The sequence below is a fragment of the Streptomyces eurocidicus genome, assembly GCF_002891295.1.
Classification (GTDB): Bacteria; Actinomycetota; Actinomycetes; order Streptomycetales; family Streptomycetaceae; genus Streptomyces; species Streptomyces eurocidicus.
On sequence record NZ_LGUI01000003.1, the window covers coordinates 314290 to 334883 of the forward strand.

The window sequence follows — 20594 nt, forward strand, 5'->3', positions numbered from 1 at the left end:
CCCCGCCGATGGCGTGCCAGCCTATTTTCTGACCATGCCGCAACTTCCAGCGCGCCACACACAAGCATTCACAGTTCACCCAAATGATGGATTTTTCTGCGAATCGCCTGGCACATCCCCCTCTCCGGCCTCTTTCCCCTCTTTAATTCCCCACCCACCTGGGACCCCCGGCCGGCCCGGCACCCACCCGCACCCGTCCGCGCCCACATCCTCCGCCGCGCGCCCGCGCCTTCGGAGCGACCCGCGCCCCTCCGCCGCCCGCCGCGCCCGCCGGTCCGGTCACGGCCGCCGCCGGCAGCGCTCGAACACCGCATCCCCCGTCCGCTCTTCTCCGGCTGCGCATCCCAAAGGCCGAACCTAGACTCAAACCGGCATCACCGAACAAGTGATGACATTTCCCCTCAAGGAGGCGAGATGCTCGCTCAGAAAACGGCCCGAATCATCGCGACCCCGGCCGAGGCGGCAGCGATCGGCTCGATGATGGTGGAGCCCGAAGCCACCGTCAGCGACCCGCCACTTCCGGCTCCGGAGGCCGCGGGGTTCATCCTCGCGCTGCTCCTCATGTCCCCCAAGGAGCCGAAGGAGCCGAAGGGCAAGTGACCACCCGGGCGGACTTCGCCGCGGCTGCAGACGAATTCGCGAACCGTGTCCTCGGCGCCCTGCGCGGCGCCGGGGGCACGGCTCTCGTCGCCCGGCACATCGACAGCGCGCCCGACGCCCTGGCGGCCCTCGCCGCCGTAAGGGTCCTGGGCGCGGACACCTTCTCCCCCCACCTCCTGGCCGGCGCCCCCTTCCACGCGGACGACGCGGCGGCCGTGGCCCGGTCCTTCGACGCCTTCCCGACGCCGGTGGCCGGGCCTTCGGCGCGCCCGGAGGAGCGGACCGTCGCCGCCTGGCGCGACTGGGCGACCACCCAACTCCTCGGCCGGTTCGGCGGGATGGACTCCCCACCGGCGCCACCGGGGCCCGCGGACGACCTCACCGACACCACCGACTGGCAGAGCTGGTCCGTAAGGATGGCCCAACTCGCCACCCTGGCCACCCCCGGGCTCGACGGCCCTGTCCACGAGCTGGCCCGCGGCGCGGCGTTCCCGCTCGCCCGCGGCGTCACCCGCTCGGTCCTGCGCCGTGACTTCCCCACCGCCGTAAGGCTCGTCCGCTGGCTGGCCTGGCTCGCCCACGAAGGCGTCGCCCTGCCGCTGGACCCGGCGCCCGTCCACGAACACGTCCGCCTGCTGGGCGGCGCGAGCCCCCGCACGGCCCTGGACCTGGCCGTCACGGACCACCTGCTCACCGCGAGAACCCCGGAGGCGGTACGGACATGACGGTTCCCGAACCGGTGGCCGCGGCCGCCCGGAGCATGGCCGACCGCGCCCTGTCCTGGCTGCACGCCCACCGCGCCCTCGGCGCCCTGCCGCCCGGCACCACCGAGGAGCTCGCCGACCCCGACAGCGTCTACAAGCCCCTGGGTGAGACCGCCCTCGCGGCCTCGCTGCTCCTGCGCGACGGCGTCGCGGGCCCCGGCCAACTGGCCGCCGCACAGAGCCTTATGGAGTTCACCTGGGACCAGTTCCGCCAGGGCGACATGCTCTACGAACGCCAGCTCCGCCACACCCTGATGACCGACCCGCTGGAGGTCTACGCCCCCTTCGTCCGCTGCGGCTTCCGCCACGCGGACCTGGACCGGCTGCTGGCCCACCGCGCGCGGCTGCGCTCGGTGGACGGCGTGGAACTGCTGCCCAACCGCCGCCTCGCCGCGGCCAACGCCGCCCGCGTCGTAGGACTCGACCGGGAGACCGGCCGGCGGGAGGACTGGGACGGCATGGCCCGCGCCACCTGGCTGGGCGCCCGGCCCGAGCCCTGGGCCATCAACTGGATCACCGCCTACGCGATGACCCACACGGTCTTCCACCTCACCGACTGGGGCCGGCTGCCGCAGGGCCTGTCCCCGGACCTCACCGCGTACGTACGGACCTGGCTGCCGGTGTGGATCGACATCTGGCGCGAGGTCCAGCAGTGGGACCTGGTCGTCGAACTCCTCATCGTCGGAGCCTCCCTGGACGAGCCGTACTGCCGGCCGGAGGACTGGGAGACCATCGCGGCCCTCCAGCACGAGGACGGCCTCGTACCGCGCGACGGCGACCCGGTCGACGACGACCCGCGACAGCGGTTCACGGACCACCAGCACACCGTCGTCGTCACCGCCGTCGCGGGCTCCATCGCCCTCGCGCGGGCGGCGGGCCGGTGACGCCCGCGCCGCTGGAGTCCTTCCTGGCACCCCTGCTCACCGCCGCCCGCGGCGCGGACGCCGTGGCCGTGGCGGCCGTGCGCGGCGGTGAGCGGCTGGTGGCCCGGCGGGGGTCCGCCGGGCCGGGCACCCGCTTCGAGACCGGCTCGCTCACCAAGACGTACACGGCCCTGCTGCTCGCCGAGCTCGCCGCCCGGGGCGAGGTCCGCTACGACGACCCCGTCGACCGCTATCTGCCGCACCGGGTCCCCGGACCGCCGGTCACCCTGCTGCACCTGGCCACCCACACCTCCGGCCTGCCGCGGCTGCCGCCCGGCCTGGTCGCCCGCTCCGCGCGGCGCGACTGGTTCGGCAACCCCTACGCGGCCTTCTCCCCCGGCGACCTCATGGCCGCGCTGCCCCGCACCCGGCTGCACCACGCCCCGGGCACCCATGTGCGCTACTCCAACTTCGGCGCCGGGCTGCTGGGTCACGTCCTGGCCCGGGCGGCCGGAGGCGAGGGCGGCGACTACGCCGGGCTGCTCGCCGAGCGCGTGCTCGTACCGCTCGGCCTTACGGACACCGACTGCGATCCCCTGCGGCCCCAGGCTGTCGGCCACTGGCACGGGCGGCCCCGGCCGCCCTGGCTCATCCCCGCGCTGCCCGCCGCCGGGGCCCTGCGCACCAGCGGCCGGGACCTGCTCCGGCTGCTGACGGCGCTGCTCGCCCCGCGCACCGCGGGCCCGCCGAGCCTGCGCGCCGCGCTCCGGGACGTCCAGCGGCCCCGGCTGGCGCTGCCCCGCACGGGACACCGCCTCTGCCTGATCTGGAACCTCCGCCCCCGCGCGGGGCGCCCGCTGTTCCACCACTCGGGCGGCACCCGCGGCTTCACCGCCTTCGCGGGCTTCCTGCCCGGCTCCGGCACCGCGGTCGCGGCCCTCGCCAACGCCTCGCCCACGCCGCTGGCCCCCTTCGTCCAGGCGGCCTACGGGACGCTGTGCGCGCTGGACGCCTCAGTCGCGGGCGACGTGGCGGACGACGGTGTCGGCGAACTGCCGGGCGGCGGGCGAGAGCGCGGACCACTGACGGGCGGCCCAGCCCACGTCCAGTGACGGGATGCCGGCGACCGGGATCAGCCGGACGCCGTCGCCGCACTGGCCGACCAGCCCCGGCACCGCGGGTATCAGGGCGTGCCCCAGCCCCATCTCGGCGAGCAGCAGCGCGGTGTCCCAGTCGGTCGCCCGGGTGGTGGTGGCGCGCGGCGGGAGGCCGTGCGCCCCCAGGTAGTCCTCGACCCGGCGGCCCGAACTCGTGCCCGTCGGCGGCCGGATGAGGCGGGTACGGGCCAGGTCCTCCGCGGCCAGGGCGGCCTCCCCCGCGAGCGGGTCGTCGGCGCGCACGGCGAGCACCCACTCCAGGCTGATGACCGCCCGCTGCTCGACGCCCTGGGCGCCGGCCGCCTCCTCCGTGATCGTCACCCAGGCCAGGTCGACGGCACCGGTCCGGAGTGCCTCCAGACAGCGGTGGCTGGAGCGCTCCGTGTGGAACTCCAGGCCCACCTCTGGGTACTCGCGGCAGAACTCCCCTATGGCCGCGCCCAGGAAGTTGCGGATGGTGGTGGCGCCCGTGGCGATGACGACGCCACCGCCCTGCCCGGTCCGCAGCTCCTCCAGCAGCCGCAGCCCCTCCCCCAGCGCGGTCAGCCCGTCGGAGGCCGCGCGCTGGAGGATCCGGCCCGCCTCCGTCGGCGCCACACCTCTGGACTGACGCTCCATCAACACGAGCCCGACCTCCTTCTCCAGGCGGCGGACGTGCTGACTGACGGCCGACTGGCTGCAGTTCATCTCACGGGCCACGGCACTGAGGTTGCGGGCCTCGCACACCATGACGAACACCTTCAGGTCATCAAGCGTCACCCGCCCAACATACAAGGCATTCCTTGGGTAGTTCGAGCCTCCTCATAGGATTGACTTGGTTACCGGCCGCCCGCATGATCTCCATGAATGGCGGCAACCTGTCCGTGGCCTCACTCAGCACAACGCGCCGGAACTGAGCATGCGCAGCACCGGTCACTGTCGTCGCCGCGGACGGGTGCCGACCATGGGGGCGAAGCGCCCACCGGGGGCGCGGGCCGCCGATGACGACGGCGGCACCCACGCCCTCGCCGGGCCGACCGGGCCGCGTCCTTACGGAGTGTTCTTACGGGGCCGTCCTCACAGCGCGTCCTTACGGAGCTTCCTTACGGAGCTTCCTTACCGTGCGTTCTTACCGAGCATCCTTACGGAGCGTCCTTACGGAGCCGCGGCCCGTCGGAACCGCCGCCCGTCAGGCGCCGGCCTTCGTGCCCAGCAGCTCCGCAAGCGTCCGCTGTACGACCTCCGTCTCCTGCTCCCGCAGATAGAAGTGCCCGCCGGAGAAGGTACGGACGTCCACCGGCCCGCGCGTCGTGTGCCGCGCCCACCCGGTCAGCGCGCCCGCCTCGGCCAGGGCCGTCTCGCCGTCCCCGGCCAGGACGGACAGCGGTACGGGCAGCGGCGCGTGGCCGCTCCAGACGTACTCCTCCAGCACCGTGTAGTCGGCGCGCAGCCCCGCCGTCGCCATCGCCCGCAGCTCGGGGTGGTCCAGCACCTCCGCCGGGATGCCGCCGTGCCGCCCGTTGACGGCCGACAGCAGCTCGTCGTCCGGCAGCCGGTGCATGCCGGAGCGCTTGCGGGGCGTGTCGGGCGCCGGACCGCTGGAGACGATGAGCCGCTCCGGCAGCGGACGTCCGGCGTCCCGGAGCGCGCACGTCACCTCGTACGCGACCAGGGAGCCCATGCTGTGGCCGAAGAAGGCGTACGGACCGGTGAACTCCTCGTCCAGCAACGCCCCGACCAGACCCTCCATGGAGGTCACCGCGGGCTCCGCGAAACGGGTGGCGCGGCCGGGCGGCTGGATCGCGTACACCTCCGCCCCCGGAATGCGCCTGCCCCAGCGCAGGTACTCGGCGGCCGACCCCCCGGCGTGCGGGAAGCAGTACAGCCGCAGCGGAGCCTCCACGGCCCCTCCGACGATCCACCCGGACGTCACCGCGAAGCGCCCTTGCCGATTCATGCCTTCTCCTGTCCAGCCGTGCCGAACGCCCCCGTCTGGGTGCGTGTCCACGCTACTGACCTGCCGCGGCCGGAAAAGTGGTGTGGGCAACTACCGGACCGTGACGCCGCTTACAGCGGGCGTTCCCGGGAGCGCGCTTCCCCGGCGTGCCCCGGTTCGTCATGTCGCGGCGCTTGCTAGGGGTTTCATCGCGCGTGTGATCGTATATAGGTACGGACTGGGGAGGACGTCGGATGCCCAACGGAAAACTGCTGGCGATCAGCGACCTGCATATCGTCTACAAAGACAACCGTGAGCTCGTCGAGACGCTGCGGCCGGAGACCGACGACGACTGGCTGATCGTGGCCGGGGACGTCGCCGAGCAGTACGCGGACATCGAGTGGGCGCTGCGGCTGCTCAGCGAGCGCTTCGCCAAGGTGATCTGGGCACCGGGCAACCACGAGCTGTGGACCCACCCCAAGGACCCGGTCGACCTGCGCGGCGAGAAGCGCTACCTGCATCTGGTGGAGCTCTGCCGGAGCCTCGGCATCGACACCCCCGAGGACCCCTACCCCGTCTGGCACGGCGAGGACGGCCCGGTCGCGGTGGCCCCGCTGTTCGTGCTCTACGACTACTCGTTCCGGGTGCCCGGCGCGCACACCAAGGAGGAGTCGCTGCGTCTGGCCTACGAGGCCGGGATCGTCTGCACCGACGAGCACTTCCTCTTCCCGGACCCCTACGCCACGCGGGACGACTGGTGCCGCGCCCGGGTCGAGCTCACCGAACGCCGCCTGGCCGCCGTGGACCCCGGCCTCCGCACGGTCCTGGTCAACCACTTCCCGCTGGTGCGCGAACCCACCCGGATCCTGCGCTACCCCGACTTCGCCCAATGGTGCGGCACCGAGCTGACCGCCGACTGGCACATCCGCTTCCGCGCCGCCGCCGCGGTCTACGGCCATCTGCACATCCCCCGCGTCACCTGGCACGACGGCGTCCGCTTCGAGGAGGTGTCGGTCGGCTATCCCCGCGAGTGGCGGCCCCGGCCGCCGCGCCGTCCGCTGCGCCAGATCCTGCCCCGCCCGATCGGCGAGACCGTCCCGGGAGCCGCACGGTGATCGAGCGGATCCTGCCCGCCTCCGCCGTCGCGGAGGAGACCTTCGCCGACCCGGCCGGCGCGGCCGACGCCCTCTTCCCCGAGGAGGCCGCCGTCGTGGCGCGCGCGGTGCCCAAGCGGCAGCGCGAGTTCACGACCGTGCGGCTGTGCGCGCGCAAGGCGCTCGGCCGGCTGGGACACCCGCCCGCCCCGCTGCTGCCCACCCGGCGCGGCGCGCCGCAGTGGCCGGACGGGGTGGTGGGCAGCATGACCCACTGCGAGGGCTACCGCGCGGCCGTGGTGGCCCGGGCGGCCGACGCCACCTCGATCGGCATAGACGCCGAGCCCAACGGGCCCTTGCCGGACGGGGTGCTGGAGAGCATCGCGCTGCCGGGCGAGCGCGCGTGGGTGCGCGCCCTGGCCGCCCGGCGGCCCGAGGTGAGCTGGGACCGGCTGCTGTTCAGCGCCAAGGAGAGCGTCTTCAAGACCTGGTACCCGCTCACCGGCAAGGAACTGGACTTCGTGGAGGCGGAGCTGGAGGCCGACCCGGACGCCGGGACCTTCTCCGCCCGGCTCCTGGTCCCCGGCCCGGTGGTCGGCGGCCGCCGTCTCGACGGCTTCACGGGCCGCTGGCTCGCCGACCGGGGGCTGGTCGTCACGGCGATCGCGCTCAAGGCGTCGGCGGCGCCCTCCGAGGGGGACGGCGGGGGTCTGCCGGGGGCTTCGGCGCGGACGGCGTAGCCGTCCGGGCTTTCCGGCTCTTTCCGCTCTTTCGAGGTGGTGCCCGGCGGCCGAGGGGCGCGCCGGCGGCCGGCGGGGTCGCACGTATCCGCCGGCTCGCGGCACTCATCTACGAAAAGGGAAACGAGGAGGCCCGGGTCGGCCAGGGCCCGGGCCCCCCGACGGAAAGGCTGTTCATGGGAATGAACCGGCGTGGTACGACCGGGAAGTCCGCTGCTAATCCCTCGAAAATCACCCCCACCTCGATCGGCGCGACCTTCGGTTCCGTGACCGCGGGCGTCAGCAGCGCCTACGTGGCCACCGGATCCGTGCTGATCACCTGTGTCGCCGGCGGCCTCGGGCTGGCCGTCGTGGCACTGCTCATCGCGGTGTTCCTCATCGCCCGCTGACCCGCCCGCTCCCGCCGGGGGATCGCCTACGGGATTCCGTGAGCGGTCCCCCACCGGGAATTCCCTGCTCACTGCCAGACCGTGAGACTGACGAGGCAGCGCTTCTCCCAGGGCTCCCGGTGGGGCCGCGGAGTGGCGGCGGGTTCCGCGACCGCCACGCCCTTTCCGCCACCGGCCTCTTCCTGACCGCCCCCGGAGTACGCCGTGAAGGAATTGGAACTGAAGAGCATTCCGGAGATGAGCCGGAAGGTGCCCCAGGCCGAAAGGGAGTCGTAGAAACCACGGTCGACCATGACGCGTTGCGGCACGACCACGTCCAGATAGTGCCGCCAGGCGTCGGACCCGGGCTCCAGGTCGTCGTCGGCCCCTCCGTATCCGTCCCACAACGGGCCCGCGATCCCCGGCCGGTAGGAGAACACCCAGCGGCATCGCGCCGGATACGAGACGGCCATCGCCGGATGCTCGGCCGGCGGGCCCAGCAGGGTGACATCGCCCCGGAAGAGGTTCCACAGCCGGGGCAGCGTCTCCAGGCCGAGCTCTTCCAGGAACGCCCCCGCCCTGGTCTGCCGCCCGGTCGCGTCCCGGGTCCGGAAGTCGTACAGCTGGAAGACCCGGCCGGCCGCGCCGACCCTGGGATGGCGCACCAGGGCCGGGCCGTGCGAGGTGAGCCGGATCCAGAGCGTCACGGACACCAGCATGGGCAACGAGAGCCACAGCAGGGCGGCGCCGACGAAGACGTCCAGCGCGCGCCGGCTCCTGCTCATGGGTGCGGGCGGGTCGGCGACCTCGACGGCCTGGGGCCGCAGCCGCGCCAGGGCTTCGGGCTGCAGGCCATCCGGCCGCCGCTCACGCAGATCCCGCAGGTGGATCGCCGTGAACAGGGCGGTCGACGCGATCATCCCTAAGCCGACGGACTGCAGGAACGTCTGGAACCAGCGCGGCACGCCGTTGTCCGGCAGGGAGACCAGCGCCAGGGCGAGCGCCACGACCAGCAGGAAGCCCGACCCGAAATGCCACCACCACCGGCGGCGGCGACGGCCGCTGCGCGCGGCCGCCGCCTCGGGGCCGTGGGTATCCGGATCCGCTGCCCGGCCGCCTGACAGGGCGGCCAGGCTCAGGAACTCCTGAAGACCGGCACTGCCCGCCGGGTGGCCACGGACCACGGCCCGGCGGGCAGCCTCGATCTTGACCTCGATGAGCTTGCGCTCCACCGACTCCTCAGGGATTTCCGCCGCGAGCCCGGCGTCGAAGGCATCCTTGAACTCCCTCAGCCGCCTGTCGGCCGCCGCATTGTCCGGACCGCATGCCTGGGCATGCCCATTGATCGCGGCCATAAGATCATTGATCGTCTCGACGATACCTTCGTCGCCATGTGTGCTCATTACTCCTCCTCACCGTACCTATCAGCGGTGGCGCGGCTCTCCTGAAGAATGCGGTAGAGCTTTTCTCTGGCCGACCGCAGATTTGACCTTACCGTCGCCGCGTTATCCCCCGTGATCTCGGCGATCTCGGCGGGACTGAATCCGTCGTAGGTGTAGGCAATTACCTGCCGCTGCTTGTATCCGAGATTGCTCATCAGCGCGAGCACCTCCTCCTCTTCATGGCGCGAGGGGGAGTCGGGGCCGGGCAGCGTCTCACCGACCGCCCAGCCGCCCTTGAGGGCCCGGACGGATGCGTCCAGATCACGGGCGGCGGACCGGAGGTAGTGCCGCTCGGCGGTCTTGCGCACCCACGCGAGCGGGTGCTCGATCCCGGTCCAGCATTCCAGCGCCTTGATCATCGCGGCCGAAGCGGAATCCTCCGCTTCCTCACGTGTGGCACCGATGAACCTGAGAAAGCCGATCAGCTTCCGGTAGTCCGACCGGAAGAAGGCGTCGAAATCATTCCCGTCGGGGCCCCTGCGATGCTGCACGAGATATCCCTCCTCAGTTCTCAGCCGCTGCTGATGCAGGGGAGTGACACGAGGAAGGACAATCGTGTGATGCGAGCCGGGACGATATCCACTACGTCGCATAAATCTATGAAAGGCTTGGAACTCCGCCGGAAATCGCCCCGAACGTCCCGTCAGGACGTTCGAATCGCATCGGCGGGCGCGGGCCGTCCCCCCACCCACCGGCACAGGCAACCGCCCCCGAGGCCGTCCGTACATGACCTTCCTCTCCGGAGCAGCGAACCCCCACAGCACGGGCGACCGGCCGCACCGCCCGCAGGAGATCGCCGTCCCCCACCGACAGCCGTCCGCCGCCCTCACTGCTGAGTGCCACGAACCCGGCCCCGCGTGCGACGCGACCCGACCCTTTTTCCCCGACGCCGGGGGGGTTACGCCCGACAGGCCCGGGCCGGCCCTTCACAGCCCACGAAGACACCGGGAAAGAGGGGCCCGCCCCACACCCACCGACGCGGCGGAACGCGCCCGGCCCCATCACGCCTGGTCAGCCCAAGATCCGCTGATCACTCATCACGGTGGTCCACTCATCGGCACAGAACCTCAGGAAGACATCAAGAGTTGCCATTCCCGGCAACAACTCCGTCGAAAGAGGCCACACATGAGCAACCGTTCCACAGCTCGGACTGCCGCCGCGGTCGCCATGGCAGGCACGCTCGCCCTCTTACACCCGGCGCAAGCCCACGCCACCGCCATCGGCTCCACACCTGTCGCGGCCTTCCACTACCAAGTCGGCGGCGTCACCATGAAGATCCCGACAGGCTGCTTGTTCACCCACATCATCCGCGGTGGCGGCACGAACATCACCTACCAGAATGCCGGGGTCGACTGCGGCTTCGTCGGTGCCCTCAACAGCGGCTTCTGCAACTGGCGCATCGACTTCACCTACGCTGACACCGACAACAGGCGGTACCGCACCTCGCGTGGCAGAACCCACACCGAGTGCAAGATCGACCCCATGCGGAACAACGGACCCCAGAGGCTCCCCCGCTACGGGAGGGCGTGCGCCCACCTCAACATCAACGGCGTACGGCGGGTCAGCCAGTGCCACCACATCACCAAGTGAGCCGCGAATGACCACCGAGCCCACTTCCCAGGACCCCGGCCGGGAGTCCAAGCACCGGCGAGCCGGCATCCTCGCCTTCACCATCGGCGCCGCCGCAGTGCTCGCCGTCTTCGCCTTCTTGCCCGGCCTCCCCCACGTCATCGACTGGGGCGCCCTCCTCGTCGCCCTCGCCGGCGGCCTCCTCGCACGCCGGGCCTGGCAGGCCCGGACCGCGAAGAAGCGAGCGGGCAAGGATTAGTGCGGGAGCCCGGCCCCGGATATACACAAAGGCCAGGCCACCAGAGGTTACCTGGCCTTTGTGAACCGTCTTCGGAATTCGAACCCGAGATCTACGCATTACAAGGCGGTCAGGAGAGCTGGATCCGCCCGAACTTGATTATGATCACGTTGGCCGAAAGCCAGCGGCCCAGGCAGCTCGTGCCCTCATGGCCTCGTCCAATCGACCGACGCCGAGGACTTTCTGGGCTCTCCTCCGCTCAGGACGGGCAAAACACTCGGCAGGCGGCAGCCTGCCTCACCGTAAGCCGCCGCTCGCATGGAGGGCACCGTTCTCGATGTCGTCGACATGGACGATGGAATCCGAAATATCCTTGAAATGCATGAGAGCTCTCACGGAGACCTTGTAGCTCCGCCCCGCCCTCGCCACGGGGAACGGGAACTCCCCTGCCCTGATAAGTCGGTGTGCGGCAGACTCGGCAATTCCCATCACACCTGCGGCTTCCCGGAGCCCAATAAAAGATGGATAGAGGTCCGAGGCGTAGTAGTAGAGGTTTGGGTTGGAGATCCGCGATCGGGACAGCCCCGATGCCTTCACCGCTTGGCTGACCGATCCTGAACGGCGACCGGCGCGAATTTCGTCATGAAAACCCCGCACGACATCGAAGCAGCCCAGCCCCTGAAGCAGAGCCCCGAGCCGCTCGCCCCTGATCTGTTCTGCGACATCCGCGTCACGGATACTGTTGACATCGATGATCGACGATGCCATCAGCGCGGAGTCCTGGGCAGGGGTTTCCGGCCGGAATATTTCGATGTCGTCCATCGAGTACTCCGACGAGACAGCCTTCGCATACCGGAAGGACGCCTCGAAGGCCGCCTTCACCATCCGATCTCTGACATGGCGCGGCGGAACGCCCACGGCAGTGTCCGCCCATACCTCCAACGCGGTTGCCACCATGGCTGATCGGATCTCTTCGCGCTCCACTTGGAAATCACGGGCGATTCTCGTGGATAACGAACGGAAACAGGGAACGGTGCAGTCGAGGATAACCAGTAGCCATCTGTCGTCGCCATCCAACTCGCTCAACCTGCCCATGGCAATCATGGATTCCCACAGGCGGGAACTCGCAGCCGACCGAACTCCCGACGAGATCGCATCGGTGCGAAATTTCGAATAAGTTGGGTGCCGCTTGATCTCACATTCCTCAACATTTCCCACATGCACGCACACCGGACCTTCCCCGAAGACCTTCCGGACATTTAATTCGATACGACCGAAAACGTCTGGCACGATTCACACCCCAAAGCTCGCCGACTGCTCGCGAACGAGTATGGCGGGGGAGCGGGAATCGAACGCCCCTTCCTGGGTAAGGTCACCCAATCGTGTGAATAGATGCATGTATTTAGATTTCACGGCTTGCCCACTAGGGCTGCTTACTGTAATGCCGCCATCACCTTCATTGTTCAGCACTCCGATCGGGCAAGCATGAGTCCGCCATATCGCACTATTTCTCATCTGTGATGATTCCAGGTCGGGTTCGCGTGTCGGCTTTCGCGCTAGTGACACCGGGCTCCACGAATCCGGTGGCCTGCCGGGGCGGCCTCTCCCTCGACGCCCGGATCCCGTGCTCCGGCCCATCCGGATGGGCCGGAGCACGGGATCCGGGCGAAGATGCCCCTCGCGAACCGGCAGGGGCTCAAAGAGCTACTACTCAAAGAGGCCGGCCTCAGCGATCGCCACCTGTACGACGGGAGCCGCCACATCGCCGACACGATCCTGCCGTGCGCCGTACGGGCGACACCTTCATGCCCCTGGTCTCCCCCGCGATGAAACCGGAACTGAGACCACGGACCACCGGACGGCCCGTGCCCGGCTCCGTCGCCGCACCGCCGAAACAAGAAAGCCCAGCTCAGACTGGGTCTGAACTGGGCTTCTCCTGAGCCGCCTTCGGGATTCGAACCCGAGACCTACGCATTACGAGTTCAAGATCACTCGTGTTGAGGCGGTTCGCGTCATGCCGCCCGGTGGCTGTCTGTGCAGGTCAGCGCCGGGCGGCGGTGCGTGGAGGATCACGCGGTGACGACCTGTCCGAAGGCGTCCGGGCTCACACGGGGCTCACCCAGGGCTCACGGCGACAGCCACTGTGACCTGCATCGACAGGGGTTCTGAATGGGGTCTTCCGCCCCGCCATCGGCCATCGAGGCGCCGTCGACCGACAGATCCCCCGCCAGCCCGATCAGACGCCCCAACTCATCCAGACTCCCGACCCCCGCCTGCACCGGAGTGTCGCTCGGGCCGGACAGCTCCGTGCGGACCGGCTGGTCCAGGCCGAGGAGCCGACACTCGCGCTCGATGATGCGCACCGCCCGATCCGTGGCCCGGTAGTCCCCCGATCGCACCGCCAGCTGGTACATGGGAAAGAACAGGCGTTCCAGGCGCTTCATCATCAGCTGCCGCAGCTCGTCGGTGCTCCGGCTGAGCTCTGCAGCACGCTCCTTGAGAGCCTTGGAGACGTCCCTGCACGCCAGCTCGATCAACCGCTTGTCGCTGGGCGGTGCCAGCCCTTGCCTGTAGCGGTCGATGCCGTACCCCTGCGGGTAGGCGCGTTCGTCGGCGTTGATGGACGGGTCGGCGGCAAGCTTTCGGCCGATGGCCGGCCAGCCGACGCCCGCGACCCTGAGATCGACGGCGTCGGTGCGGCGCTGCGTGATGGCGGCTTGCACGGCGCGGTTGGGGCGACCCATGAACAGACTCCTGAGCCCCGCACCCGCCACCAAGGATCTCGCAACACGACAGGGAAGCCGACACATACGCCTTCGCCCCAGTTGGAGGAACCCGATCGGGGCGAAAGGATGCAGGCCCCAGGCCGTGTGGGACTCGAACCCACAACCAATGGATTAATAGTCCCGAGGAATCTGTCCAAGAGGACGAGCCGTAATCCAGTTCGGTGACTCAAGCGCAGGTCAGCAGGGGTGCAGCGTCCATCTGACGCAGGCTTATCCGGGCCCGTCCAAGGGCGTCCGTGGGATCCCAGCAGTACTCGCCGAAAAACAACGAAGTAGCCCCTGACCTGGGGATACTCCGTCAGGTGCCGTTGCTGAGGGCGTTGACGCGGTTCACGTACTCGCGCCGGGCCTTGCGCTGGGCCGGAATCGCCGCGGCGCCGTCGAGCGGCTGGCAGCGTTCGAGGAGCCGGCGGTGGACCGGGGGTACGGCGGTGACGCGCAGGGTGTATCCCTGGCCGCGGCGCACGGTCACGCCGTGGTCGAGCGCGGTCCGCTCGGGGGGTATCGAACTGGCATACGCCGGAAACAGGCAACAGGGCGTGCTCCGGGTGATGAGGGTGCCCAGGACGGTCGGCAGGACCGTCCTGGGCACCCTCATCGTGTTCTCGCAACGGGAACGGGACCGGCGGTGGTCAGTCGTTGGGGCTGATGTTCCGCCAGACCGGGGCGACGCCCGGTTCATCGCCCTTGTCGGCCCAGTACTGGGCGAGCCAGCGTTTGCCCTTGTGGGTGACCACGTCCCCCTTGTCGTAAGTTTTCTTCGGGTCCCACTTCACCGCAGAGCATTGAGCCGAGCCGGCGGGCGGCGCCACTGTTTGTGTGCCGTGGCGCCGGTCACCGGTGATGCCGAAGGTCTTGCCCTCGCTGGTGATCGTGACGTTCGCGGGACCGGTGGCGGGCAGGTAGTACTTGACGGGGATGTCCATGCTGCGCCCGGCCGGGATCTCCTGGCATTTCTCCAGGGTGATCGTGACCCGGTGGAACTCCCCCTTCAGGCCCCCGACGTTGGGCCCCAAGTGGCCGGGGTTGACATCCTTGTACGGCTGCCAGTTGCCGTCCTTGATGACGGACGGCGCTGACGTCGGAAGGTCGAAGGAGACCTTGGCGCCCCCGGCGATGGTCTTGTCGCCGCGGTTGGTGATCCGCAGCTTGGGCTGGAGCGGCCACAGGTCCTTGTTGTCGGTCGGGTACTTGGCGAACGTCATGTCCGCGTCCAGGACCTGGCTGGGCAGCTCGGTCTTCCCCGCGCGGGTCGCGCCGTAGGGCCCGGCACCGCGTTGGGCGTCGTCGAGTTGCCTGGTCAGGGTGTAGCCGGGCACGCACTGCCCCGACGTGTCGTCCGGGCACTCGTAGTCCCCGGCCAGTTCCCAGATCATCGCGCCGCCCGCGCCCTTGTTCTTGATGTAGTCGGCCTTGGCGGCAGTGTCCTGGGTGTCGTGGGTGGAGAGGAACACCTTCTTGTCCTTGTGCCACAGCCAGGACGCCTTGAGCGTGCCGTTCCAGTGGCGGGTATAGCCGTCGGTCCGGTTCGCGGGGTCCTTCGGGTCCAGACCGAACCGGGGCAGGTAGCTGGTCACAGCGCCCCGTTCCAGGTTCTTGGCGTGCCACATCGGGTTGGATCCGGCGGCCAGCTCATCGCCCGCGGCGGTCTGGTCGTGCCACAGGTTGTCGATGCCCGAGGCACCGGAGCCGCACTCCGTCGTACCGCCGTTGGGGCCGGTCCCGTCCGGGCACTGGGACTGGTCCTTGAGTTTGGAGATGCCCCACAGCCCGTTGCCCTGACCCCCCTGTACGTCCTTCCAGCCGCGTGTGTAGTACGGCACGCCCATGTTGATGCGCCCGGCCTGCAGTGCGCCGCGGAAGTAGTGGTAGGACCAGTCGGTGTTGAAGAAGCCCTCCTGCTGGTACTCGGGGTTCTTGGCCTTGTCGTAGATCCCGGTGGCGGCCAGCTCCACGTCCTTGCCGTCGTCGTAGAGCGGTGCCTGCGGGCCGACGTAGTTGTTCCACGAGCCGTGGTAGTCGTAGGACATCGTGTTGACGAAGTCCAGGTACTGCAGAGCGCGGAAGTCCTCCTGGCCGCGCAGCAGATAGCCGGACGCGGAGGCCGCCGCGGTGAGCTGGTAGTACTTGTTGTCCGCGGCGGAGGCCGCGTCGAGCTTCTCGCGCAGGGTCTTCATCAACGCGGTGTTGCCCGCGTTCAGGCCCTTGCGGCGGGGATTAGCGACGGGCCAGTCCTCCGGATTGCCCGCGTCCTTGAGAGAGGTGGGGTACTCGTAGTCGATGTCGACACCGTTGAAGCCGTAGGTGCGCAGGAACTCGACGACGGAGTCGGCGAAGGTGTTGATGGCGGCCTGATTGACGCTGCCGTCCGCCCTGTTGGTGACGGTGTACAGGCCACCGGACTTCTCCCGGCTGCCGTCGGGCTTCAGGATGCCGCCCGTCTCGGCCCAGCCTCCCACGGAGATCAGGGTCCTGACCCTGGGGTGCTGCTTCTTGTACTTGTTCAGGAGGTTGAAGTTCCCCTTGTACGGCAGGCTGGCGTCCATGTCGGCGCCGGGCACCTGGGGCCAGGTCATACCGGTGGCCGGGTTGTCCGGGTCGTTCACATCGCCCACCGAGATGCGGTTGTTCTTGTCGACGTGCGCGAAGGCGTAGTTGACGTGGCTCAGCTGACCCCAGGGGATGCTGCGCGGCAGGTACATGGGCTGCCCGTTCCGGCCGGTGCGCCAGCCGGTGAAGTACCCCACCGTCCGCCGCGGATGCCGTTCGCCCATGATCTCCCGACCCTGGTCGTCGTAGATCAGGCAGTACGGGGTGTCGACCCCCTTCGTCGCCGTCATCCCGTCCGGACGGCACGTGGCATGGTCCGCCGCGGCGGAGACGGACCGCGCTGCCCGGCCCTTGATCACGGGCTCCGGGTCGGGCGGCGGCGTGGGGCCATACCGCAGGGACCGTTGGAGCGGGTCGTTCTGGTCGGTCGCGGTGGAGTACGGAGCGAAGGACCAAATCTGCCAGCCAAGCGGGGAGGCACACTCCGTGGCCACCACGATGTCCCAGCGGTCTCCCGGATCGTCGTCCGCAGGCAGGGACAGGCACAAACCGTCCTGCCCCCCGGCCACCCTGCTCTGCAGCCGGAATGCCTCCCCCTTGTACGGGAGCACCTTCCACAGCTGCGCGGAGGAACTCGTGCAGGGCTTCAGGTCGACGCCGGCCGGCGCGTCACTGCCGGCAGGCGGATCGTCGATCTCGACGCACTCGCCGGCGGCGGGGCTGTGCAGCCGCAGGTACTCGCCCCGCCAGTCCATGGTCCACTCCGCCCTGGTGGGGGTGGGGAACGGTTCGCGCTGTTCGGCGCGGACCGTGGTGGCCGGCAAGCCGCGCGGGTCGCCGGTCAGCATCTGGCCCGTGTAGAGGTTCTGCAGGCCCTCCGATCCCGGGTAGGCGACCGGCAGATCCACCGTCTCGAAATCGGGTTCGCTCAGGTCCTGGTGGGTCTGCGGAAAGGTCCAGTGCTGTCCCGCGCCATCCCCACACGGATACAGGCCCGCCATGGTGCTCTCGCTGCTGAAGACTTCCAGGCATCGCCCGTAGCGCAGGTCACGGATCTGGTACTGGTCGTTGCCGAGCGAGACAAGGTCGAACCGTTGGTTCGAGGAGTTGGAGCAGTCGTACAGGGACACGGATTGCGGCACATTTTCGCTGACCGTTGCGCACTTGCCGCCGGGCTCGCGGATCCGGAATCCGACCTTATCGTCGAACTCGATGTCGAACCGCTGGGAGCTGTCCTCGGGATCACGCCTCTTCGGGTTGAGCCATTCGCCGCCCCACGGTGCCTTCTCGGGGGCCATCACCAGGCCGTACGGCACGCTCTCGATGTAATGGGGGTTTTCGAACAACGGGCGGGGCTCGGCCTGCGCACGCAGGCCGCCGACCGCGACGGCGAAGTGGTCGGCGCTGGCCCCGGGCTGCCGCGTCACCGGATGGTCGGCGATGTTGGCAGAGGACACGGCGTAGTCGAACTCCTTGCGGCCGATGTGCGTGGGCAGACCCGTGTTGTAGATGTACGAGCCGGCCGGGATGACGAGGTCGCTCGGCTCCCGGTTGAAGTCGCCGAGCACGGTCCACTCTTCGTTGCCCGGCCGCTGGCTCACGAAATCGTCGACGCGGGCCAGCATGGTCCGCGCGTCATTGCCGCCGCCGCTCATGGCGTGGTAGCTGAAGTACCAGGCGGTGCCGAAGCGGACCCCGATCATCGCGCGCCCCCCGCTGTAGGGGTTGGGGATCGCCGTGACTTCGTCGGCCTCCCGCTGGGTGACCAGCGCGACGTTGTTGCGGTTGCCGACGTAAGTGCCGCCGTTCTGGTCGGTCTGCAGGAAGTAGACCTCGTAGCTCTCGTGACTGAACCTCCAGCGGTGGTGCTGGATGTAGTTGGCCCGCCCGATCGCCGGCAGGCCCGGAATAGCGGCGCTGCGGTTGACGAACTCTCCGATCGGGATCGCTCCCGCCTCCTGCACCGCCACGATCTCAGCGGCCCTGAGGTAGCGGCCGATATTGGTGGTCCACTTACTCCCGCCGTCGGCGCCCAGCATGTTGTACGCGAGCACCGGCGTGCTCCGCAGCGGCGAGGCCTGGGCAGGGCCGGCCGGGAGCACCACGAGCGCCGCCGAGGCCACGAGTGTGGCCAGCGCGATGAATACAGCGGTGACGGCGCGCCGGCGCGGCCTGGTGCCGGCAGCCGGCAGCCCGCAGCTCCCTGGCGGGGCGCTACCCCGCCCTAAGGTTCTCCTCAGTCTCCTCATGCGTCTCCCTTGGATCGAACGGATCGGATGGTCCGGCTGGGCGGGCGCACCCGGGCGCAGTGCTCACCCGGCACACATCGGCCTTGGGGTGCCGTATGGACCACCCGGACACGGCCGGGACACACGCCCCAGTACTGATGCACATTGCCTCACCTTTACCCGGAGCCGGTTTCAAGGTTCCGTGTTCTGTGCGGTGCGCCGACAGGGCCCCTTCAGCCAAGTCCGCGTGCACTCTGCTCGTCGGGGTCCTGTCCCGGGTGCGCGTAGGCGTAGTCGGCGGGATCTTGCATGCCGTCAGGAACGCACGGCCGCCCGGTGGATGGCCTGCGCCGCGCTCTGACGGCACCCGAAGAATCGTTCCCCTTTGGGTCACCCGCACAAATATCCACCCTGCCGGCGCGAGGTTCCGCGTGGTCGATCGCGTCCATCTATCGACAGCTTGAATGAAGTGCAAGGCGAGCAGACCCGGCGGCGGGGCCAGTTCACCCGGCCGGAGTACGGGGCAGCGATGAGAGCCCGGAAGGCGCGAGGGCCACCACCCGGCGCCGGGCTCTCCGGCCTTCGGTACTCGGTACAGCGGTTATCGGCGAGATCGATCTTGGTCAGGGCGTGAGGGCGCTGACCCGGTTCACCAGGCGTGACTCGCTCCACCGCCCGACGGTGGGTGCTACTCCTTGATCAGGCATGTACTCCCGTTAGTCATGACTGCGCTCCCGTTACTTGGTCGGCTCGGCCGCGCAGGCGAGGTCCTTGGCCGGGCGCCGTCCGGTGGTCAGGAACGCGGTCGCTGTGTCGTTGGCGCAGGTGTTGCTGCCGAATGGGTAGACGCCGTGCCCGCCCTGGTCGGCGGTCACCAGCCTGGCCCGCTGGCCGAAGGCCTGCCGTAGCTCCTGAGCCCCGACCAGGGGTGTCCCAGGGTCGCGTTCGTTCTGCACCATCAGTACGTTCGACGGGCCTTGGTCATCGATGTGCACCGGCGGCTCGGGTCGCTCGTGGGGCCAGAACGCGCACGGGCCGATGGATCCCGTGGACCCGCCCACCAACGGGTACTTCGCCCGGTCGATCGCGGCATTGCGCTGGTACGTCCCGATCTTCGTGGGCCAGTGCGAGTCACCGCAGATCACGAGGAAACGGCTGGCCAGCAGGTTCTCCGAGACCGACGGGGGCGGCACCGGCTTGCCCTTGTCGAGCGCCTGCCAGGATTCGGCCAGTGCGGGCATCAGGACCTCGACGTAGAGGCGGTCGAAGGTCATCCCGCGAAACAGCGTCCCGTCCATGCCGCCGACCGGTTCGGCATCGAGACGCTTGGCGAGTTCGTGGAACTTGGCGGTCACCTGCTCCGCAGTGGTGCCCAGACCGTACCGGGGGTGCGCGGCCGCGAACTCGGCGAAGTCCGGGAACCGGTCCTCCATTCCGCGACCGAGCCGGCGGAAGGCCTCGAGGTCGTAACCGCCGGGACCAAGGTTGCTGTCGAGCAGGATCCGGTCGCCGCGCTCGGGGAACATCGAGGCGTACGCCGCGCCGAGGTAGCTGCCGTAGGAGGTGCCGAAGTAGGAGGCCTTCGTCTCGCCCAGCGCCGCGCGGATCAGGTCCATGTCGCGTGCGGTGTTCGCGGTGGTGATGTGCGGCAGCATCCACCCGGTCCGCGAGGTGGCGCACTGCCGGGCGACGGCCTGCGCGTTCTTCGCCTCCCGGGCGACGTCGACCGCGGTGTGCGCGTACGGCGGGAAGTTACCGCGTTGCTGCTGCCACGGTGTCAGGTCACAGGTGACCGGTGTGCTGCGGCCGACGCCCCGCGGGTCGAAGCCGATCACGTCATAGGAGTCGACGACGTCCTTCGGCAGCCCCGCATGGGCGAGGATCGCCGGGTAGGCGAGTCCCGCGGCGCCGGGGCCGCCCGGGTTGGTGAAGAGCACACCGCGGCGCTTGGCGGGGTCCTTGCTCGCCATCCGGGAGACGGCGATCTCGATCTGCCGGCCGTGGGGATGGCGGTAGTCCAGCGGTACGTCGAGCGTCGTGCACTCGAGACGGGGGGACGCGGCCTCCTTCGGGCACGGGCCCCATTTCAGGGATTGCGGCGTGGCCGCCACTGTGCTCGCGGTCGTCATCGTGTTCGTGGTCGCCCCCGGTGCCCCGGGAGCCACGACAGCGGCGACCGTGGTGGCGGCGACTGCGGTGCCCGCGAGGGCGAGGGACAGGGCTTTCCGGTACATGCGATGTCCTCCTGGGGGCGCACGAGGTGTCGGCAGGGGCGGGCGG

The 20594-nt window shown here is 69.5% G+C and carries 18 protein-coding genes; 9 read left to right on the forward strand and 9 right to left on the reverse strand.

The window, feature by feature from the left end; translation table 11 throughout:
- Positions 1-414: 414 nt before the first annotated feature.
- The 4 genes from AF335_RS11210 to AF335_RS11225 are packed head-to-tail and all read left to right on the forward strand — an operon-like array spanning position 415 to position 3339.
- Positions 415-600, forward strand: coding sequence for a hypothetical protein (locus AF335_RS11210; RefSeq protein ID WP_102918195.1), 186 nt, complete (start codon positions 415-417; stop codon positions 598-600).
- On the forward strand, positions 597-1325 hold the full coding sequence (locus AF335_RS11215) for a hypothetical protein (RefSeq protein ID WP_102918196.1): 729 nt from the start codon (positions 597-599) through the stop codon (positions 1323-1325). Before AF335_RS11210 ends, AF335_RS11215 begins: the two co-directional genes overlap by 4 nt.
- Complete coding sequence (locus AF335_RS11220) at positions 1322-2248, forward strand: DUF6895 family protein (RefSeq protein ID WP_102918197.1); 927 nt, start codon at positions 1322-1324, stop codon at positions 2246-2248. Before AF335_RS11215 ends, AF335_RS11220 begins: the two co-directional genes overlap by 4 nt.
- Positions 2245-3339 (forward strand): serine hydrolase domain-containing protein, encoded by a 1095-nt coding sequence (locus AF335_RS11225; RefSeq protein ID WP_102918198.1) that lies wholly within the window; start codon positions 2245-2247, stop codon positions 3337-3339. Before AF335_RS11220 ends, AF335_RS11225 begins: the two co-directional genes overlap by 4 nt.
- Here the strand turns inward: AF335_RS11225 and AF335_RS11230 are convergent.
- Together AF335_RS11230 and AF335_RS11235 are read right to left on the reverse strand one after the other, a co-directional pair.
- On the reverse strand, positions 3241-4143 hold the full coding sequence (locus AF335_RS11230; protein WP_102918199.1) for a LysR family transcriptional regulator: 903 nt from the start codon (positions 4141-4143) through the stop codon (positions 3241-3243). The genes AF335_RS11225 and AF335_RS11230 overlap by 99 nt on opposite strands.
- 409 nt (positions 4144-4552) lie before the next feature.
- Entirely contained in the window at positions 4553-5320 is a 768-nt protein-coding gene (locus tag AF335_RS11235; RefSeq protein WP_102918200.1) for a thioesterase II family protein, read from the reverse strand.
- Between the two features lie 233 nt (positions 5321-5553).
- On the opposite strand from AF335_RS11235, the gene AF335_RS11240 reads away from it, so the two are divergent.
- The 3 genes from AF335_RS11240 to AF335_RS11250 all read left to right on the forward strand — a co-directional run bounded on the left by AF335_RS11240 (position 5554) and on the right by AF335_RS11250 (position 7522).
- Entirely contained in the window at positions 5554-6414 is an 861-nt protein-coding gene (locus AF335_RS11240) for a metallophosphoesterase family protein (protein ID WP_102918201.1), read from the forward strand.
- A complete protein-coding gene (locus tag AF335_RS11245) occupies positions 6411-7133 on the forward strand; it encodes a 4'-phosphopantetheinyl transferase family protein (protein WP_102918202.1) in 723 nt (240 codons plus the stop codon). The genes AF335_RS11240 and AF335_RS11245 overlap by 4 nt, the downstream gene beginning before the upstream one ends.
- Positions 7134-7309: 176 nt before the next feature.
- A complete protein-coding gene (locus AF335_RS11250) occupies positions 7310-7522 on the forward strand; it encodes a hypothetical protein (RefSeq protein WP_146045498.1) in 213 nt (70 codons plus the stop codon).
- A gap of 68 nt (positions 7523-7590) precedes the next feature.
- Here the strand turns inward: AF335_RS11250 and AF335_RS11255 are convergent, their stop codons facing one another.
- Positions 7591-8904 carry a sugar transferase gene (locus tag AF335_RS11255; protein WP_102918204.1) on the reverse strand — a complete coding sequence of 438 codons (1314 nt, stop codon included), beginning with the start codon at positions 8902-8904 and terminating at the stop codon, positions 7591-7593.
- Positions 8904-9434, reverse strand: a complete 531-nt coding sequence (locus AF335_RS11260) for an RNA polymerase sigma factor (RefSeq protein ID WP_170127663.1) — start codon at positions 9432-9434, stop codon at positions 8904-8906. The genes AF335_RS11255 and AF335_RS11260 overlap by 1 nt, the downstream gene beginning before the upstream one ends.
- 778 nt (positions 9435-10212) lie before the next feature.
- On the opposite strand from AF335_RS11260, the gene AF335_RS11265 reads away from it, so the two are divergent.
- Positions 10213-10533: a hypothetical protein gene (locus AF335_RS11265; RefSeq protein ID WP_102918726.1), complete on the forward strand. Its 321-nt coding sequence runs from the start codon at positions 10213-10215 to the stop codon at positions 10531-10533.
- A gap of 7 nt (positions 10534-10540) precedes the next feature.
- Positions 10541-10771 carry a hypothetical protein gene (locus AF335_RS11270; protein ID WP_102918206.1) on the forward strand — a complete coding sequence of 77 codons (231 nt, stop codon included), beginning with the start codon at positions 10541-10543 and terminating at the stop codon, positions 10769-10771.
- Positions 10772-11047: 276 nt separating this feature from the next.
- Here the strand turns inward: AF335_RS11270 and AF335_RS11275 are convergent, their stop codons facing one another.
- The 5 genes from AF335_RS11275 to AF335_RS11295 form a co-directional block, all read right to left on the reverse strand.
- Positions 11048-12040 (reverse strand): helix-turn-helix transcriptional regulator, encoded by a 993-nt coding sequence (locus AF335_RS11275; RefSeq protein WP_146045499.1) that lies wholly within the window; start codon positions 12038-12040, stop codon positions 11048-11050.
- Positions 12041-12876: 836 nt separating this feature from the next.
- The gene (locus tag AF335_RS11280; RefSeq protein WP_102918208.1) at positions 12877-13494 is read right to left on the reverse strand and encodes a hypothetical protein; all 618 of its coding nucleotides are present in this window, start codon (positions 13492-13494) and stop codon (positions 12877-12879) included.
- A gap of 340 nt (positions 13495-13834) precedes the next feature.
- A complete protein-coding gene (locus tag AF335_RS11285) occupies positions 13835-14128 on the reverse strand; it encodes a hypothetical protein (RefSeq protein WP_228773265.1) in 294 nt (97 codons plus the stop codon).
- A gap of 40 nt (positions 14129-14168) precedes the next feature.
- On the reverse strand, positions 14169-18140 hold the full coding sequence (locus AF335_RS11290; protein WP_170127664.1) for a glycosyl hydrolase family 18 protein: 3972 nt from the start codon (positions 18138-18140) through the stop codon (positions 14169-14171).
- A 911-nt stretch (positions 18141-19051) separates the two neighbouring features.
- Positions 19052-20548: an alpha/beta hydrolase gene (locus tag AF335_RS11295; RefSeq protein WP_102918210.1), complete on the reverse strand. Its 1497-nt coding sequence runs from the start codon at positions 20546-20548 to the stop codon at positions 19052-19054.
- Positions 20549-20594: the final 46 nt, after the last annotated feature.